Source organism: Paenibacillus sp. GM2, from assembly GCF_900069005.2.
Classification (GTDB): Bacteria; Bacillota; Bacilli; order Paenibacillales; family Paenibacillaceae; genus Fontibacillus.
On the sequence record NZ_LN831279.1, the window covers coordinates 1,444,368 to 1,461,690 of the forward strand.

General features: G+C 47.8%; 15 protein-coding genes. 13 read left to right on the forward strand and 2 right to left on the reverse strand.

The annotated features are described in order from the left end of the window. The first annotated feature begins 53 nt into the window (after positions 1–53). The 4 genes from melA (at position 54) to BN1360_RS26250 (ending at position 4,332) form a co-directional block, all read left to right on the forward strand. The gene (gene melA, locus BN1360_RS16310) at positions 54–1,352 is read left to right on the forward strand and encodes an alpha-glucosidase/alpha-galactosidase (protein WP_068780908.1); all 1,299 of its coding nucleotides are present in this window, start codon (positions 54–56) and stop codon (positions 1,350–1,352) included. Between the two features lie 415 nt (positions 1,353–1,767). After that, a complete protein-coding gene (locus tag BN1360_RS16315) occupies positions 1,768–3,231 on the forward strand; it encodes a stalk domain-containing protein (RefSeq protein WP_068780909.1) in 1,464 nt (487 codons plus the stop codon). A 379-nt stretch (positions 3,232–3,610) separates the two neighbouring features. Further along, a complete protein-coding gene (locus BN1360_RS16320) occupies positions 3,611–4,042 on the forward strand; it encodes a hypothetical protein (protein WP_069188362.1) in 432 nt (143 codons plus the stop codon). A gap of 155 nt (positions 4,043–4,197) precedes the next feature. After that, entirely contained in the window at positions 4,198–4,332 is a 135-nt protein-coding gene (locus BN1360_RS26250; protein WP_267490891.1) for a hypothetical protein, read from the forward strand. Between the two features lie 128 nt (positions 4,333–4,460). Here the strand turns inward: BN1360_RS26250 and BN1360_RS16325 are convergent, their stop codons facing one another. After that, a complete protein-coding gene (locus tag BN1360_RS16325; RefSeq protein WP_068780911.1) occupies positions 4,461–5,558 on the reverse strand; it encodes a WD40 repeat domain-containing protein in 1,098 nt (365 codons plus the stop codon). A 324-nt stretch (positions 5,559–5,882) separates the two neighbouring features. Here BN1360_RS16325 and BN1360_RS16330 point away from each other — a divergent pair, with 324 nt between their 5' ends. The 8 genes from BN1360_RS16330 (at position 5,883) to BN1360_RS16365 (ending at position 15,489) form a co-directional block, all read left to right on the forward strand. Beyond that, positions 5,883–6,842, forward strand: a complete 960-nt coding sequence (locus tag BN1360_RS16330) for an AAA family ATPase (RefSeq protein WP_068780912.1) — start codon at positions 5,883–5,885, stop codon at positions 6,840–6,842. Positions 6,843–6,883: 41 nt separating this feature from the next. Continuing rightward, positions 6,884–7,528, forward strand: coding sequence for an RNA ligase family protein (locus BN1360_RS16335; RefSeq protein ID WP_068780913.1), 645 nt, complete (start codon positions 6,884–6,886; stop codon positions 7,526–7,528). A gap of 1,253 nt (positions 7,529–8,781) precedes the next feature. Further along, positions 8,782–9,843: a suppressor of fused domain protein gene (locus BN1360_RS16340; RefSeq protein WP_068780914.1), complete on the forward strand. Its 1,062-nt coding sequence runs from the start codon at positions 8,782–8,784 to the stop codon at positions 9,841–9,843. Between the two features lie 65 nt (positions 9,844–9,908). Further along, a complete protein-coding gene (locus BN1360_RS16345) occupies positions 9,909–11,588 on the forward strand; it encodes a DUF6138 family protein (protein ID WP_068780915.1) in 1,680 nt (559 codons plus the stop codon). Positions 11,589–11,698: 110 nt separating this feature from the next. Next, positions 11,699–12,367 carry a DUF2625 family protein gene (locus tag BN1360_RS16350; RefSeq protein ID WP_068780916.1) on the forward strand — a complete coding sequence of 223 codons (669 nt, stop codon included), beginning with the start codon at positions 11,699–11,701 and terminating at the stop codon, positions 12,365–12,367. A gap of 43 nt (positions 12,368–12,410) precedes the next feature. After that, positions 12,411–13,706, forward strand: a complete 1,296-nt coding sequence (locus BN1360_RS16355) for a YwqG family protein (protein ID WP_068780917.1) — start codon at positions 12,411–12,413, stop codon at positions 13,704–13,706. A gap of 60 nt (positions 13,707–13,766) precedes the next feature. Beyond that, complete coding sequence (locus BN1360_RS16360; protein ID WP_068780918.1) at positions 13,767–14,564, forward strand: hypothetical protein; 798 nt, start codon at positions 13,767–13,769, stop codon at positions 14,562–14,564. Between the two features lie 46 nt (positions 14,565–14,610). Next, positions 14,611–15,489: a metallophosphoesterase family protein gene (locus tag BN1360_RS16365; RefSeq protein WP_068780919.1), complete on the forward strand. Its 879-nt coding sequence runs from the start codon at positions 14,611–14,613 to the stop codon at positions 15,487–15,489. A 115-nt stretch (positions 15,490–15,604) separates the two neighbouring features. Here the strand turns inward: BN1360_RS16365 and BN1360_RS16370 are convergent, their stop codons facing one another. Beyond that, the gene (locus BN1360_RS16370) at positions 15,605–16,336 is read right to left on the reverse strand and encodes an MORN repeat-containing protein (RefSeq protein WP_068780920.1); all 732 of its coding nucleotides are present in this window, start codon (positions 16,334–16,336) and stop codon (positions 15,605–15,607) included. A 560-nt stretch (positions 16,337–16,896) separates the two neighbouring features. Between BN1360_RS16370 and BN1360_RS16375 the strand changes: the two genes are divergently transcribed. Then, positions 16,897–17,313, forward strand: a complete 417-nt coding sequence (locus tag BN1360_RS16375; RefSeq protein ID WP_068780921.1) for a hypothetical protein — start codon at positions 16,897–16,899, stop codon at positions 17,311–17,313. The last annotated feature ends 10 nt before the right edge of the window (positions 17,314–17,323 follow it).

Sequence of the window (17,323 nt, forward strand, 5' to 3'; positions counted from 1 at the left end):
GCCCCTGTCTGCGCTTATACTCGAGATAGATTATGACATGGAGGCGATGATCAATGTCCAAAATAACTTTTCTAGGTGCAGGCAGTACGGTGTTTGTAAAAAATGTGCTAGGTGATGTCATGCTGACGGAAGCTCTGCAAGGCTATGAACTGGCTTTGTATGACATAGATGAGGAGCGTTTAAGCGATTCCGAGAGATTGCTGAATAGCATGAGACAGACCCTTGGAAGCAATTGCACAGTCAAGGCGTACCATGATCGGAAGGAAGCTCTTAAGGGCGCTAAATTTGTTATTAATGCCATTCAGGTTGGCGGCTATGATCCTTGTACGATTACGGATTTTGAAATTCCGAAGAAGTACGGTTTGCGTCAGACAATCGCGGATACTTTAGGAATCGGGGGGATATTCCGCAATTTGCGAACGATCCCGGTGATGCTGGATTTTGCGCGGGATATGCAGGAGGTATGCCCTGATGCGTTGTTCCTGAACTATACGAATCCGATGGCGGCACTTACGAATGTAATGAATACCGTTGGCGGAATCCGCACTGTAGGGCTGTGTCACAGCGTGCAGGTCTGTGTACCCGGATTGCTTGAATCATTAGGCATGGATCATGAAGGGGTTCAGTCGAAAATCGCGGGAATTAATCATATGGCTTGGCTGCTTGAAGTCACGAAGGACGGGGTAGACTTGTATCCTGAGATTAAGCGCCGGGCGGCGGAGAAGCAGAAGGAGAAGCATCATGACATGGTACGCTTCGAGCTGATGCTGCGCTTTGGCTATTATGTAACAGAGTCGTCCGAGCATAATGCCGAGTACCATCCTTACTTCATCAAGCGCAACTATCCGGAGCTGATCGAACGCTTCAACATTCCGCTTGACGAGTATCCGCGCCGCTGTGTTGAACAGATCAAGGGCTGGAAGGAGATGCGCGAGAAGCTGTTCGCCAGCGAGAGCATCGAGCATGTGCGAACTCATGAGTATGCTTCTTACATTATGGAAGCGATTGAGACGAACAAGCCGTTCAAGATCGGCGGCAATGTGATGAACACCGGGTTAATTACGAACCTTCCGTCCGAAGCCTGCGTGGAAGTGCCATGTCTGGTGGATGCCTCCGGAATCACCCCAACCTATGTAGGCGCGCTGCCGCCGCAGTTGGCTGCCCTGAACAGAACAAATATCAACACGCAGCTGTTGACTATTGAAGCCGCCGTCACCGGACGCAAGGAGCATATTTACCATGCCGCCATGCTTGATCCGCATACCTCTGCCGAGCTGTCGATCGATGATATCGTCTCGCTCTGTGACGACCTGATTGAAGCGCATGGCAGCTGGTTGCCGGCATTTAAATAATTGATTCGTCTGCTTATTTAGGAGAGACGGTCCCCCGTTTTAGACGATGGGGGCTGTCTTTTTTATATGGATATTTTTCATCTAAACTTTAAGCCTTTATCCGGGATATAAATTCATATCTTTAATAGAAACTACCATCAAAACTTAAAGTCTTTATCTAAACTTGAACTGTAAAAATGCCGGATTTTTCGTGCCAAACCATCTGTTCATAGGAGACTTTACAATCGGTAGTTTTTTCTAGCTTTTGAGCTGATAGCGTTGAAGAATAACTGCATTTTCGCAGGAATTTATGCTCTGCGGTGTCTACGGTTACAAGATGGGGTAAATTGCTGCATCTTGCAGGCTTTTTAGCTCCTGACATCCAATATATGGTATTATGGCTTGGTAACATATTCGATCGATTGGGGGAAGTGGGATGAAGCGAAGGGATCTCTTCGGAAAATGGTGCATTATAGCTTGCCTGGCCATCGGCGGCTTATGGGCGGGCGGTTATGAAGTTAAGGCGGCTTCGGCCCAGGTCGTTAGCGCCGCAGGCGGAGATGCATATGGAATTGCGGCCTGGAGCGACGGCACGGTTACCGGTTGGGGATACAATAAATTCGGCCAGGTCGGGGATGGTACGGGCATTCATCAATACATACCTAAGAAGATAGCCGGATTAGAGCACGTTACCCAGGTTGCTGCAGCGATGAATACGTCATTTGCTGTGACGGCTGCAGGAGAGGTCTGGGCCTGGGGGCAGCAATATTCGGGATATGTAAATGATGATCCTTTGCTTCCTGCTCAGAAGAGAGAGCTTCCGGTCAGGCTCAAAGGCTTGAGCAACGTGAAATCCATCAGCACGAACGGATTTGCAGGCATTGCCGTGCATGAGGACGGTACGGCGACATTGTGGCATATTTTTTATGATGAGGATTCCAACAAGCAGGTCAAATATATACCGCTTCAAGGGATTGCAGGGGCCAAAACGGTGGTGATTATGGACTTTTCGGCATTGATTCTTGATCAGGAGGGCAAGGCCAGCTCATTAAGCACCTATAACAATGTTTACGGAAGATATCGGGCGGGGAAGGAGCTGAAGGCGCCGCAGCCGCTCAAAACGGAGATATCCCGCATTGCCGTATCAGGACGCAACGCCTTCCTGCTTTGTAAGGACGGAACGGTTCTGCGCTGGAACGAGGACATTCAGAAATTAACAGCCGTCAGCGGTTTAAAAGGAATTTCCGACATCGGGACAGGTTATAACCGGCTTTATGCATTAAAGCAGGACGGTGCGGTATGGCAATGGGACTATAATTCTGGCAGCAAGGCCAAGCCATTTCAGGTCAAAGGTTTGACGGGCATCTCGGCAATATGGGGAACGACGGGGCAGACCGGCTTTGCCTTAGATGAAAAAGGGGAGCTCCTGGCCTGGGCTAATGGCTATAACGCCGGGCTTGCCTCCGGCAGTGGCTCGGAGTATAACGGCTCAGAGGTGCTGATAACTCCCGTACAGCAAGCTTTGTCTTGGAAAGTGAACGGTGAGGACATCAGTTTTTATGCTACCTCAGGCGTAGTGGATCATCAATTATACGTTCCCTACACCAGTGTGTTTGAAGTAATGGGTGTAACCATTACCCGTAAAGAAGTAAAGGCGGAAGATCCGAAGGCTGTCCCGCGTTCTTATACAGAATGGAGCTTCAATTCCGGGAGCCGGACGGTATCTATAAACAAAGGCAAGCCAGGCGAGGTATACATCAATGGCAAAAAATCGGTGGCTCCAGCCAACATCATTTTCATGTCCAACTCGACCTTGTTCCCGCTTGAGATAATTTGTGAAGGTTTGGGCATCGATTTAAAATGGAACAAAGCGACCGGCGAGGTTGTGATTCAATCATAATAGAGCGGGTAATTGCAAAATGACTCGAGCATATTGGTGTTGCTCGCTGCCCGCTGATTTGACCATCTGGTAATTGAAGTTATGACGGTGTTTTTATTAGATCGTTGGGCTTTGGGGCTATTGGCTTGTGGAAGTGTCAGCAAAGCAGGCTAGGCTTCGAGCCGATTTGCACATAAATACTGGACCACACAACAAAAATAGGGGCAGTCTCCAAGGTTGATTTTTCGATCTTGAAACGGAGACGCTCCTGTTTTGTTTTTTTATCAGGACGGTAGTGTTTTCCCCTTGAAGAGAGTTTGTCGTTTTATGTTTTTTAAATGCTGAATGGAAATAATAATAAAATCAATTTCGAGCAAACTAGGTACTGGAGGTGTTTAAGATGAATGGAAATGTAGAGTTGTTAAATTATATTCACCAAAATGCTGAGATGGGGAAAAATACAATTGGTCAGTTAATTGGTATTTCTGAAGAAGAGGAATATAAAAAATTGCTTCAAACCCTGCTTCAAGAATATAAATCGATTTATGATCGTACAGATAAAAAATTAAAAGAAGTAAATAAGGAAGCAAAAAATATCAATTCTTTCTCGAAAGCATCTACTTATATCATGATTAATTTGAAGACTTTGACCAATAAGACCCCTTCTCATATTTCCGAGATGCTGATTCAGGGGAGTACGATGGGGATTATTGATTTAACGAAGAAGCTGAAAGAATATGCTGATGCGGATCAGGAGATCCTGGCTCTGGCCAATCAACTGCTTAAGCTGGAACAAAATAATGTGGAAGAATGCAAAAAGTTTCTTCAATAAGATTCACTGTTGAAAATAAAGCCTTTAAAAGATTCTGTTTCCTGGAAAATGGGCGACTTCTTTAAAGTTGCCGAGGTCTTACACCAGGTCAAACGGCATCTTTTTTTCTATTCTCAAGGCACCTGGCGGACATAATTGACCGTTAGCGCTGATCGATGAGTGCATTGCCTGTGCAACGGACAACAAGGTTCATTACAAGGGAAAATGACCGTAAGGAGGGCGAGATCGCTGTTTTCCTGCTTCTAACGGTCAAAAATGTCCCTAAGTGGAGCAAGGTCGCTGCTTGTTGAGTCTAACAGTCAAAGCTATCCATAAGAAAGGCGAGGTCGCTATTTCTTGCATCTAGCGGTCAAAAGTTTCCGTAAGATAGGGGGGACTCTTTACAAATCATTTTTGATCGGCTTGTTAGGCAAGCTAGTTAAATAGCATATAAACTTATGCAGCCATAATCGGAATATAGCGCCAGGTAATCTTTCGTAAAGACCAAATTGCAGTTCTTCACGACATGCTCGGGCCTGAACTCGAGTATTCGCTGCCAGGACTCTGTATGATAGAGTTCAACTGTTCCAAAGCTGAATAGGGCCAATAAGGGCTTGGAAGGATGTACGGCGAAGCTTCGAACATGCTCGGTTTTCCATTCTGATCGCCTGGTTAGAGTATTCATATCATAGCATGCAAGCTCCCATGAGCCGTATTGTTCTTGAGTAAATAAGTAGCGGTCATCGGCTGAAAAGTCCATAGCTGCAGTCATAGCACTGATATCTTTGGCAATCGAATGCGTAGAGCTTGTCTCCATATCGCAAATGATAATTTCATCAGGATGGGTACAGTAGGCCATTAAGCGTCCATTTCCCGATAAGGCGGCGCATAGCTGAGGGCTGTGACCATTAACGATTTCTGGTGTTGCCTCCCTCTGATAAAGACGTTCCTGTGTCAGCAGGTCTGTCACCACTAAATAAGTTCCATCGTACCAAAGCCCATGGTTTCCGGCTAGGGATAGCGTGCTATGATGATATGTAAACGAAGTGCAGCTGCGAACGCTCCCATCCGCGGAGATTCCTGAAATCTGATGACTGTCGTTGATCAGAAGCTCTCCCGCCTCCGGACAATAAAACATATCATAAATCAAATGATTGCCTGCCAACTCCCAAGTGAGCTGTTTTTGCCCCTGCTCATCCAGAAGATAGATTTCTTCCTTTTCAAATTGGCCGACCACATATCCAGCATAAAACTGGTTGGTGCCGGAGACCGCGGCCAGCGGCATGAATCCGGTGTAACCGGCACCGATATAGAGTTGAAACAATGGTGTACCCGGCGCTGCCTTGTCATTCCTATAGATGAAGCCTTTTTTTAGCTTGTTCCACATTTCTTTTTTCGCATATTTTGCCGCTGCTTCGAGGTCATCAAACATCTTCTCCCGAGGCTTGCCCCCGTTATTGGACATCACTACACGATTCCCGTCCCAATCGATTTTCCAGGTTTTGTCGCTATTAGAATCTTGAAATAATCTGCTCATAGATAGCTGATCCCCTTTTCATTATAGATCCGTCAAATTATACCATGAAAGTAGGACCAAACAGCCCATAAACAGGAAAATTCAGGTGAAAAGGCCGAGCCCGATGCGTCGCTGGTCCTGTGTGCTTCTCAAAATGCTTCCTTTATACTGAAATAAGACTGCCGGAAAGGAGGGGAAGTTGGGTGCAGACAAGGCAAAGATAGCTACCTTGCGGGAGTTTAAGGCTCAGCAACCTGATGTAATGCCACATCCACGCAACGTCCACCCGCTCACCTGCGTATAACATGAAGTAGGCAGCGATGTCATGAGAGGAGGTGAAAAGCGATGAGTGTAATTCATATGCTGGTCGGCATTCCGGGCAGCGGGAAAAGCCATTACGCCAAGCAATTATGCAAGCGGGAGCAAGCCGTGTTGGTAGCAACCGATTCCATTCGGGAAAGATTGTTCGGCAGCGAGTCGAAGCAGAAAAACACGTATTTGGTTTTTGAGCAGGCCTTTGCAGAGATAGGAGAGGCGCTTGGGACGGGCAGAAATGTGGTCTTTGATGCTACAAATGTCAGCAGGGATCGGCGGCTCAAGTTTTTAAAACATTTCAAAGACTTCCCGGTTCAGTGTCACGTATTTGATACTCCTTATGCGATAGCAAAGGAACGAATCGAGGGAAGAAAGCGACGAATCAGTGATACGGTGCTTACCAAGTTTGCCAAAAACTTTGAATTCCCTGTTCGAGGCGAAGGGTTTCAAGCTTTACAGCTGGTGCATGCTGCGGCAGAAATCGGTCTCGGTCGGTCCAGACTAGAGCAGCTGTTGGAGGAGCGGGCGGGGCATGATGAACTGTTTGTTTATTTGGCAAGTTCGCCGCATTTCCGCGTCATGCTGGGATATGATCAGGAGAATCCGTATCATTCCAAGACCTTATCCGAGCATACCTATGCTGTCCTGGATTATATCAATGTCTTCTATGAAGGCGACAGCTTGCTGGCGATGCAGCTGGCAGCTTTATTCCACGATGCGGGTAAACCGTTTTGCAAAGTATGGAAAGAGATGCGCGGGAACTACTCCTATTTCGGGCACGAGCATGTGTCTGCCATGATTGCTTGCCATGTGCTGAAGGAACTCGGCTATGAGGAGAATTTTATTCTGCATGTCGTGGATATAGTCAGCTTCCATATGGAGATTTTGCACGGCGGTGATACCGGTGCGTCTCGAATTTATCATTTACTTGGCGAGGATCGGCTGGCGGAGCTGTATTTTTTTGCTGAGGCGGATTCCTTTGCTAAATGAGGATGCCGTAGCATTCTAAATAGAAAAGAGGTGTTTGATCCATGAAAATCAAATATCCAAAAACGATGCACCTGCCATGGTCGCGCGGGTATACCGATGACGATAAGATTTTGCGACATACCGATCATTTTGCAGGGCAAGAAGTTGTTATTACCGAAAAAATGGACGGTGAAAATACAACCATGTACCCGGATCTCATTCATGCCAGATCGCTGGACAGTAAGGACCATCCGTCCCGGCATTACGTCAAAACGCTGCACGGCGGCATCAAATATTTGATTCCGGAAGGATATCGATTATGCGGTGAGAATGTGTATGCGAAGCATTCCCTGTACTATTCGGCATTGCCAAGTTATTTCATGCTGTTCTCCGTATGGAATGAGCGCAATATTTGCCTGTCCTGGGATGAGACGGTGGATTGGGCGGCACGGCTCCATTTATCGACAGTTCCTGTGCTGTATCGGGGAATCTGGAGCGAGGAAGCGGCCAAGGCGTGTTATACGACACAGTCTCGCTGCGGCGGAGAGCAGGAAGGATACGTTGTCAGGCTGGCATCCGCCTTTGTGTATGAGGATTTCAAACGGTCCGTAGCCAAATTCGTCCGTAAAAACCATGTTCAAACCGATGAACATTGGTTAAGCAAACCGATTGAACCGAACCTGCTTGCCGAGATAGCGGCGGAGTAGAAAGAAGGCATACGGAGTGGCTCCAGGTCAGCGAAGCGGCGACACTAAGTAGGCTTGGAAAATAAGCCTTAATAAACATTTTAGAAAAGAAAGCGGTGTTGATCATGTAATTCCGAGTAGAAGTACCTTAAACAGAAGTTCTAACGAAACTGGATATCGCTATTGAGGCCAAATAGAGAGTGCGAAAGTTTTAACGAAACAGGGTATCGCTATTGCACGAAAATGAGAGCGTAGAGCTCGCTTTTACCGTAAATAACGTTCAGCAGTTTCGTTAGACTGGAATTGGGCTTGTAAATGAGGCAATAGCGTTCTGTAGTTTCGTTAGAAAAACCAGGAAGTTCTAACGAAACTGGATATCGCTATTGAGGCCGAATAGAGAGTGCGAAAGTTTTAACGAAACAGGGTATCGCTATTGCACGAAAATGAGGGCGTAAAACTCGCTTTTACCGTAAATAACGTTCAGCAGTTTCATTAGACTGGAATTGGGCTTGTAAATGCGGCAATAGCGTTCTGTAGTTTCGTTAGAAAAACCAGGAAGTTCTAACGAAACTGGATATCGCTATTGAGGCCGAATAGAGAGTGCGAAAGTTTTAACGAAACAGGGTATCGTTATTGCACGAAAATAAGGGCGTAGAGCTCGCTTTTACCGTAAATAACGTTCAGCAGTTTCATTAGACTGGAATTGGGCTTGTAAATGCGGCAATAGCGTTCTGTAGTTTCGTTAGAAAAACCAGGAAGTTCTAACGAAACTGGATATCGCTATTGAGGCCGAATAGAGAGTGCGAAAGTTTTAACGAAACAGGGTATCGCTATTGCACGAAAATGAGGGCGTAAAGCTCGCTTTTATCGAAAATAACGTTCATCAGTTTCGTTAGACTGGAATTGGGCTTGTAAATGCGGCAATAGCGTTCTGTAGTTTCGTTAGAAAAACCAATGCGTCCGAAAAGGAGGTGGTCATTTGGTGCACAGGAGTTTCGCTTTATCAAACTTTTCCCATTCACCTGTTGGATGCTTCGTCTGACCGGCTTTTATAAGGAAAGTACCTGTTGGGTGCTTCGTCCGATCGACAGTCATTTTATATGGGAAGTGGAAGTGGAAGTGGCCCGTTGGACATCTTGTAGCCGTGAATCAGCACTTGGGTGAAGCCGGAATTCTTGTGGCCTGGAAGCCTGAAAATAGCCAAGCAAGCATGCGAAAATTACCGTAAATGATGGAGGAAGCTCCGCAATTATATATACATAGGAGGCAAAGTGATGAGTGAAGAAGTAAATGCACCCGGCTGGGATGCGATTGATCAGGAAGTAGGCAAAATCTATGGGCAGCAGGAACCGAAGCATTATGGGACGCTGGTTCCTTATTCACTTGGAGGCGAGGATCCGCTTGATGGTATTAGCGCCTACAAAAGCGAGACGCCGGTGCCTCATTGGCATTTTGTTACGTACGGATTCTCGGAACTGTATGAGAAAGAATTGGACAATGCAGAGTATAGCGGCTACGGGTTTGAACTTACGTTCCGGCTGGTGCGGAATGAAGACGAGGAAGAGCCTCCAGCATGGGCGCTCAATTTGCTGCAAAATATGGGAAGATACGTGTTCGGCAGCGGCAATGTATTCCGCTCCGGTGATTATTTGGATGCCAATGGCCCGATCTGCCTCGGCGCAGACACGAAGCTCACTGCACTCGCTTTTACACTCGACCCGGAACTGCCGGCGATCGAGACACCGAACGGCCTATTGGAATTTATTCAAATGGTCGGCATTACAGCCGATGAGCTTGAGGCCATGCAGACTTGGAATACTTTAGGCGTGCTGAAAGCAGGCTTGGAGCAGATCCCAGGCTATGTTACGGATTTAGCGCGTGATTCTCTTTTAGAGGTTCCGGCGATTGCCGAGGCAGTTGAACAGGGGATGGAGAAGGAAGGCTCGAATACTGGCTTTTTGTTCGTGGATCAGCTGGGCTGGGAGCCCGGGAAGAAAGGATGGTTCAACAAGCAGCCGGATCATGTGAAGCTTGGAGCGAAGCAGGCCGGAATCATTGGCAAACTGCTGCGCGGCCGGATATTAAAGCAAAGAAGTCTTACCCTTGTTAGTCAAGAAATCCGCGTTGTATTTGAGCCCGGAGAAAGCGCAGTGTTTCGTATGGAGGATAAGGAAGTCAGTATCCGTTTGAATCAGAAAGCTGCCGCCGAGCTTAGCCAAAGGCTGATACCTTTGGAAAGCGAGTTTGTACTGCCTTCCTTGCCAGGGCTGGGGTTCCAAATCGTCAAGACTCATATTAAAGATCAAGAGGGCCATGTCGTCGAGACGATCGGCTAACATAAACAGGGTGAGGCAGAGGATGAAGTTGAACCTATACGTAGGTCTATAAGGGGAGAGTTTGTTTGAATCAATATGTCAAAGCTTTTCTTGACGATGTATGGAGTCAGATTAACCCGGTCTATGAGCGAGAAAGCAAAAGAATTCAGGAACTGAAAAATCGTAGCCGGCTTCAGGCTGGGGTAAACGATTATTTTAAAGTTTCATGGAAGAGCGGACAACAAAACGGCGGCGGATATGGAACGATATATATCGATTTATACGAGCCCTTTGATTGGAGCGATAGCTCTTATACGGTGAAAGCTGGTTCTTATATCGAAGGTTTGATGGAAATGAATGCTGAAGCGCTGTTGGAGGAACTTTATTGCGCATTGCGTGGTCAAGTGGAGGAGGTTTTTCAATCCGATCGATACGGCAGCCGATTTTTCGACTACCGACTGGAGCTGATTCTGGAGTTGGAGCCGGAATCTGCCGCCGCCCTGCGCCGCCAAGAGGTGCTAATCAATCAGCATAAACTCCAAGCGCTGAAGCAGGAGCTGGCTGTGTTCATCCAATCCAGGGTATTGGCGGAGCTGCCCGTGCGGCCGGACAAAGATGATGAATTTTTCTTTGCGCGCCATTTGCTGAATCCGCATTTTTTTGCCCAGAAGTCTGACATTATAGATCCGCTAATTCAACGTCTGAATGATAAGCATCGTACGAACCGCAGTCGTCTGGAGCAGTGGTGCTATCAATATACATCGGCCTTTAAAGGTTGGGCGGAAGAACAGTTTTTGCAACCGTATTTTGACCGCAGCGGGGATTTCGGGCAAGCCTGGCTGATAAAAGAGGGGGCCATGACCAGCCCGCCGAAGGCTGATGTAATGGAGTTTTTCCTCTATGCGGCGCTGCAGATAGGCTATAAAGAGCCGGACACTCGCAAGGCATATCTTGAGCTTGCCAAGCAGCTTGGATCGGAACAGGCAGCGAATTATTTGCAGCAGGGCAGCGGGCGGTATGAAAGCATGCGGCAGGGCAGCTTGTTCCAAGGCAAAGCGAATGATATTTTGCAGACGATCGATCTTCGAATCCTCTCTGAAGAGGAGGCCGCTTACCGCGAAGCGCTGGATTATGTGATTTCGCTGTTGGAGCAAGGTTTTCCTAAAGGTTATAAGCTTACGTTGCGAAGCAAAGCCAAAAACGTTCTACCGGTCAAAAAGCTGGTGAAATCGCAGCAGCATCGTTTTTTTGCCAATTGCCTCCTGTATCCAGGCTTGTTTCCGCGTATAGCGGAATATGCAGAAGCTGCTATGGAGGAATTCGCCTGGTACGGAGATGTCGAGCCTGGCGAGAAGTCGGCAATGCCGGGAACTTATGCGGTATTTGGACTGGGATTGTACAGCGATGCCTATTACCCGCTCGTGCAGCGGTATATGGAGCTGGTGGATACGGAGCATCAATCGGTTCAGGATGGATATGCGGAGGCTTTTGTGGAAGCACATGGGCTTTCCGTGAAGTTAATGCCGGTCTTGATATCCATCCTATTGGGAGGCAATGAGTCGGCAGGGGGGGTCAAAAATATCGTCATCGACAGTCCGGAACTGGCGGTCGCACTGGTGCATGAGCTGGCAGCAAAGCAGGACTATCAGCGTGAATACGTGCTTTATCGGATTTTTGGCAGCCGCAGCAAGCTTGCGCAGCGTGTGAGGAAGGAAGCATCGCCACTCAAGGACGAGCTGGAGGAGCTGCTGGCTTGGATGAGGTAAGTAAGCTGGAAACGTCCGAACGAAGGAATCTGGAACAAGGCGGAATTAGCTGAACTGAATTTAGACGAACTTCGTACAGCATGCAAATCAGTCAATCAACGGGAGGAGATATGGATAATACACCCGCTAGACCTATAACCATCGAAGAACTTATAGATACCGCGAATGATTCCTGGGCCGAGCTTAGTGAAATGCTAAAAAACAGCACAAATGCCTGCAGGATTATACCAGCGGAGCTAGATGCGGCTAAGGAGACTTTATACGCTTTGCAAGTGAGCACCCGATCCTATTTAGGCAGTGTTGCCTATCGGACCGGAGGGATTTTGTTTGACGAAGGCTGGATCACTCTGCTAGGCGCAGGCGGAGCGGAAATATGCGGCAGCTTGGCTTCTTGGAATGGACTTCATAAGAATGATCCAGAGTTTGCTCCCTTGGAGGGAATGCTGGTTGTAGCCTATGATGCGGCTGGCGGTTTTTTTGCCTTGAATACAGGACGATATGAAGATGCTGGACGCATCTATTATTTTGCACCGGATACGCTGGAATGGGAGTCGACCGAGCTGGCTTATTCCGGATTTATGGCTTGGCTGGGCAGCGGAGATTTGGAGCAGTTCTACCAGACCTTCCGCTGGAAAGGCTGGCAGGAGCAAGTCAGGCAGCTTGAGGCTGATCAGGTGCTGAGTTATTATCCACCGCTATGGTCGGCAGAGGGGGATGGAGAGAGCAGCAGCAAACGTGCGATCCCGGTCAAGGAAGCATGGCTCGCAGCCGTGAAATAATGAATTTGCCCAGGTTACCAACCAGGAGGAGGGAGGAGAAGGTATGACAGAAAAGGTTCCCTGCCAAAGCGAAGGCTGCACGGCAATGATATTGCCAACAACGGCCGCTAAAACGGGAGGATACTGCATGCCCTGCCACCAGGAGCAAGAGCGGAGGAAGCGGGAAGCTTATATTCTACAGCATCGTAAGACGGTGAATTTGTATGAAGGGCTAAATGATCCGGTGGAAATTTTGAAAATCATGCACAGCCCCCGGCAATATGATCCGTTGATTAAATACACTGCATACCCTCGCAGCAAAGAGCAGGTTTACGCATCGCTATCCCCCGTTGAAGCGCAAAGCATGGCTGTTTATGCCTTGAACTTATTAGGATCAGGAGATGAAGATACGAGCCGTGATATTTTATCCTCCCTTATGTGCTTCCGTGATGAATCGATTGCCGATGGCTTGCCGCTTCTCTTGGAACATGAGGTATACTATCCGGGAATTTTGTATAGAGACGCTGGACCCGAGGTTCGGGACCGGCTCTTCGATCAGGTAGAATGGGATGACGAAAATAGAAATTATATTTTGCTTGCCTTAGCCTGGATTGGGGACGAGCAGGTCGTTCGCCGCTTTCATGAATGGCGGATGAAGCCTCCGCAGTGGGCAGAGCAATTGCACGTTGTTCCGGAATTGTACGCCCGGGAAGCGGGCTGGAAGCTGTCGGATTCTGGGCAACGCCGCGATCTGTTTCAAGGGAGCAGCTATGCTGTTGAGAAAAGGGAAGACCCGCGTGATCTCTCAGTTCAACAGATGTCCTCCGGATTTTTAAAATATGCCGCTGCCGATTGTCCATGGTGCGGCGGAAAATTAACTAGACTGGTCGATGTGGACACTTCCCATACGGCACTAGCCAAATTGAATCTGCCTTGGGAGAGGCTGCAGGTGGATACCTGTGTGATTTGTGGATGTTATGGCATTATTTATATGGAGCTGGATGGAGGCGGTATGCCAAGCTGGAGTGCATATAACCGGAAGCCAGCTTACTTGCCTGACATCAAATCGGAAGAATACAGCGGGGAGTATTTGCAGGTCGGTCCGCAACTGACGTTATCCGACATCCCTCGTTCCTCTTGCTACGCTGCGATATGGGAGTTGGATTCCCATTCCAAATTCGGCGGATATCCGGGTTGGGTACAAGATGCCGAGTATCCGGATTGTCCCTGCTGCGGCCGGAGCATGCTGTTTATCGGACAGCTGGATTGGTCGGATTTGGAGGATTACGGCGAAGGAATTTATTATATGTTTTTTTGTCCCAAGGACCGGATTACGGCGACAACGTATCAGCAAAGCTGAATCGGATCTATATGCGAAATACAGGCGAAACGGTGTGAAGGAAGGGGATATTTATTATCTATGGATCGGAAAGCGAAAAAAATCCTATTTGAAACCTTCTGGCAATCCGGAGGTTGGAGAAAAGGGGGATATACCTGCACGGAGGAAGATTTTCTGTATGCCAAGAGCCGCGGGCTTATGTTCGACCCCTTGAACCGGTCCCACGATGAATGTGTGCAAAGGCTGCGGCAGCTGCATGAAGAAATTCTCACCAAAGAGGCTGTTGTTGAGGCTTTTTTACATAGTTTGTCTACTCGAAAAGTCTATTTGCGAAGCGCTTTGTCCAGCTGGGCGCTTACCCATGATTTGCCCGTGCATACTTATGCGGAGCGGCCAGCAGAACAACGGTCGTACAGTGCTTGCGGGGATTGCAACGCCCATAAGCTGATGTCCGATGAAGCATATGTCAACGAGGATCTGAATGTTCTGAATTTCGAACGGGTAAAATGGGGCGGCGTCCGCTTGAACTGGCTGGCATACTGCCTGCTGGATCTTGAATGCCTTAGCAGGGAAGAGCCGTTCACCGTCAGTGAAGCGGATGTGGAAATCTTAAAGCGGATGCTTGAAGCCATTGCCTCTTGTGCAGACAAGGATGCCGCCCGGCAGCTGGAGAAACGCTGGAAGGATATTTTTCCGGCGAATAAATATGAACGTGATGTAATTATGGAGATTTGGGAATATGCGGGCCTGCTGGAATCGAAGAATGATTCCCGTAAAGAGCGCGGGCGGGGGACCGATTATATGTCGATGGCCACCTGGAGAGGGGAAGACGGATATTCACATGAAAAAGTAGAGTTCTACTTCGGCCGCTATCTGTGACAGGGTATCTGTTACAGGGCTTAGTAAGCTTAGCAGGAGGCATCCGATGAAGAAACAGAGCAAGAGATCGCTGCAAATCGTAGACATCGCTAAGGAACCTTTGGAGAAAATCCCTTATATTACTGCAGCTACCCAAGGGGCAGGAATATCTTACGAATGGCTGCCCATTTATTGGGGCGAGATGCTCGGAATGCCAGAAGAACTGGATGCGGTGGTTATCGCTTCTGATTTGCAAGGAATTGCCGGGCATGGGTGCGGAGAGACCCAGGAAGCAGATCATGTGGGAGGATCGGAGATAGGAGGGCAAAAGCTGCTGGGCGAAGAGCTGGCGGATACGCTGGCGCTTTTGCTGCAAATCCATTTGCCGGACTTGAACCCGGACAAGATGATGGTGTGCTTATGCGGAGATCTCTTTACGGATCCAGCCCAAAGGGGGGCCAGCGGCGATCCGCTTCCTGTATGGCGGGCTTTTCGTAAATACTTCGGGTTCGTAACAGGCGTTGCGGGGAATCATGATCTTTTGACGCAGGAGGGGATAGATGAATTATCCGCTGCGGCAGGAGTGCATTTTTTCTCTGAGGCAGGAATGATCACATATGGAGAGCTGTCTATAGCAGGGTTGGGCGGAATCATTGGCAGAGCGGATAAACCTAACCGCATGGCGGAAGCAAGTTATCTGGAAAGCTTGCGCCGGCTTGTCAGGCGGAGGCCTGATATTCTACTGCTTCATGAAAGTCCGGAGATCGGGGCGCAAGGACTGCCGGGCAACCTGGTTATTTACCAAGAGTTGCGAGGAGCTTCTGTCCCACTCGTATGCTGTGGACATATTCATTGGGAAGAAGCGCTGGCTGAACTAGCAGATGGTCCGCAGATTTTAAATGTGGATGGGCGTGCATATATCTTTACAGCAGCGGCGCTGGATTAGAAAGATAGCCTTATTTGGCTTCCATTCACTGTTAGTGCAACATAGTGGTATCCGAAGCTATAGAAGAAGCTGCGCTTGATTGCGCAGCTTCTTTGCTGTAGATCTGGTTATATTGCTAGTTCAGCGGCACTTGTTTGGACAAACGTTCGAATTCATCCATGTGAGGGTTCAGCTTTTTCTGGATTCCCTGTAAGTACTTTAACGCCTTGTCTAATTTACGCTGTTCGGATTTAGTGTCCGCTGGAAAGCTGGAATATAGTTGATTGACCGAACCGTTGCGGTATTTAATGCTGAATAGTGTGCCTTTTTGCAAGGCTTCTTTTAGTCCGGAATTTGTACCGAGGATTTCCAGCTTCTCATTTCCATTTTTGTAGGTAAAGCTATAATCCGGGTCTGCCTGAGCGTGAATCACATCATAACCGCTTTGAAGCACTCCGTTTTTAAATGTACCCGCCTGGATTTCATTCCATATGACCTCGCCGTCTTCCTGGGTCACTTTGTGAGTCAAAGTTCCCTTGCCTTCCATTTTATCCTGCTTCCAAGTTCCGTTATAGACAAGTTTATGCTTCTCGCCGTCCTGCGTATATTCATTGATATATTTACCGCTGCCTTCGCGCTTGCCATTCACAAAATCACCCGAGTATTGCTTGCTGCCTCCCCAATGAATTGTACCGCGTCCGTTAGGTGCCCCGTTTGTGACTTCCCCATAGTATTGGGTTTGCTCCGAAATTTGAATTAATTCTTTTGTAGCGGCAGCATGTGCTATGGAAGAAGCGGGAACGAGCGACATGGTTGACAAAGCTGTGCAAAGAGCGGCGGACAGAGATAAGGCAATCATTTTTTTCATCGTTATACTTCCTTTCGAGTATGTAAGATATGCAGTTTGAGCAAAGAGGGAATCGCCCGCAAAGAAGAAATAAGCGTGATTTCCAGGAAACTCGTTATTTTAACGTATTACTATTCAAGAAAGTTTCTGAAAATATACGATTTGACGCTCCCAGGCAGAGAGTTTGCGGATAGAGAGTTTGCACTAGAAACCCGCACATGGTGTTAAAGGATACATTCTTACTGGAAATTACGTATTTTCTCGAAAATCTCCCTGGCTTTAAAAAAAGAAAAATAGTTAATTACGATTATTTGTGACAACAGTTGCAATTGAAGGTTAGGTAAATCCAACTAATCGGACTGGGCCCAAAGGAGCTTTTAAGGTTCCCATGAATGATAGAAATTGATTACAGAACTTGCCAAGCTTTATACTATTTTTGAATTAAATAACATCATGTTTATTTTTTATAGGAATAAGGGTGTCATGAATTATCGTGCATATGAATTTTTTTGATACATATGGTTCCAGGTAGGGAATCGGATCGTGTGTCAGCAGGATATGTAAGCGAGGGGGAAATGCAGATGAAGCTGATCGTATCGGTGAAAAAGCCGGGCAAATGCAAGGAGCTTGCAGCGCAAGAGCTTGAATTGCCTGGCATTCCACAAACCCTCCGAGAATTGATTGCCGGGGTTGTGGAAGGTGGGGTACAGGCGTTTAAGGAACGACAGTTCGAGAAAAATGTAATTTCCTACATAACAGAGGTGCAGATTGGGGAAAGCGCAGAACAGGGCAAGGTCGGTTTCGGAACGGTTTATGATGACAGGCAGGCTGATCCGGAGCAAGCGGTGAGTGCAGCTTTGACGGCTTTTGCAGATGGCTTGTATCGGGTGTTTATCAATGAGACGGAAATCGTGGATTTGGATGCTCCGCTTGTGACCCGGGAAGGGGATCGAATCGTATTTATGCGCTTTACGATGCTGGCGGGAGGACTATGGTGAACATGGAGGG

Coding starts and splice junctions, on each gene's coding strand:
- melA (WP_068780908.1), top strand. CDS start 54: ATGTCCAAAATAACTTTTCTAGGTGCAGGCAGTACGGTGTTTGTAAAA.
- BN1360_RS16315 (WP_068780909.1), top strand. CDS start 1,768: ATGAAGCGAAGGGATCTCTTCGGAAAATGGTGCATTATAGCTTGCCTG.
- BN1360_RS16320 (WP_069188362.1), top strand. CDS start 3,611: ATGAATGGAAATGTAGAGTTGTTAAATTATATTCACCAAAATGCTGAG.
- BN1360_RS26250 (WP_267490891.1), top strand. CDS start 4,198: ATGAGTGCATTGCCTGTGCAACGGACAACAAGGTTCATTACAAGGGAA.
- BN1360_RS16325 (WP_068780911.1), bottom strand. CDS start 5,558: ATGAGCAGATTATTTCAAGATTCTAATAGCGACAAAACCTGGAAAATC.
- BN1360_RS16330 (WP_068780912.1), top strand. CDS start 5,883: ATGAGTGTAATTCATATGCTGGTCGGCATTCCGGGCAGCGGGAAAAGC.
- BN1360_RS16335 (WP_068780913.1), top strand. CDS start 6,884: ATGAAAATCAAATATCCAAAAACGATGCACCTGCCATGGTCGCGCGGG.
- BN1360_RS16340 (WP_068780914.1), top strand. CDS start 8,782: ATGAGTGAAGAAGTAAATGCACCCGGCTGGGATGCGATTGATCAGGAA.
- BN1360_RS16350 (WP_068780916.1), top strand. CDS start 11,699: ATGGATAATACACCCGCTAGACCTATAACCATCGAAGAACTTATAGAT.
- BN1360_RS16355 (WP_068780917.1), top strand. CDS start 12,411: ATGACAGAAAAGGTTCCCTGCCAAAGCGAAGGCTGCACGGCAATGATA.
- BN1360_RS16360 (WP_068780918.1), top strand. CDS start 13,767: ATGGATCGGAAAGCGAAAAAAATCCTATTTGAAACCTTCTGGCAATCC.
- BN1360_RS16365 (WP_068780919.1), top strand. CDS start 14,611: ATGAAGAAACAGAGCAAGAGATCGCTGCAAATCGTAGACATCGCTAAG.
- BN1360_RS16370 (WP_068780920.1), bottom strand. CDS start 16,336: ATGAAAAAAATGATTGCCTTATCTCTGTCCGCCGCTCTTTGCACAGCT.
- BN1360_RS16375 (WP_068780921.1), top strand. CDS start 16,897: ATGAAGCTGATCGTATCGGTGAAAAAGCCGGGCAAATGCAAGGAGCTT.